Origin of the sequence: Paraburkholderia piptadeniae (assembly GCF_900007165.1) — a bacterium.
Lineage (GTDB): Bacteria > Pseudomonadota > Gammaproteobacteria > Burkholderiales > Burkholderiaceae > Paraburkholderia > Paraburkholderia piptadeniae.
This window is the reverse complement of the sequence record NZ_CYGY02000008.1, coordinates 1-315: the sequence shown is the minus strand read 5'-3', so window position 1 is coordinate 315 and position 315 is coordinate 1. Positions and strand designations below refer to the sequence as shown.

At 65.1% G+C, this 315-nt stretch carries 1 protein-coding gene; it reads right to left on the bottom strand.

Features of this window, described 5'->3' with window-relative positions:
- Positions 1–315 (bottom strand): NAD(P)(+) transhydrogenase (Re/Si-specific) subunit beta (locus tag BN2476_RS47925; protein ID WP_235850673.1); only part of this gene is annotated, 315 nt, incomplete at both ends.

The window sequence follows — 315 nt, the reverse complement described above, 5'->3', positions numbered from 1 at the left end:
AGAGTTCGATCCGGTTGCCGTACGGCAGGAAGCCCGCAATGCCTTCCTCGGCGCCGAGGCCGAACGCGGCCGGCTCCGACACCACCGCATACGCGATACACACGGCCGCCATACCGATCAGCGAGTGCATCGCCGCGACCAGTTCCGGCATCTTCGTCATCTCGACGCGCGCGGCGACGAACGCACCGATCGCACCACCGACGATCAGCGCGACGAACACAAGCGACAATCCAAGCGACAGATTCGAACCGAGCACGGCAGCCTGCTTCGCGATCAGCGCGACGGTCGTCAGAATCGCGATCGCCATGCCGACCA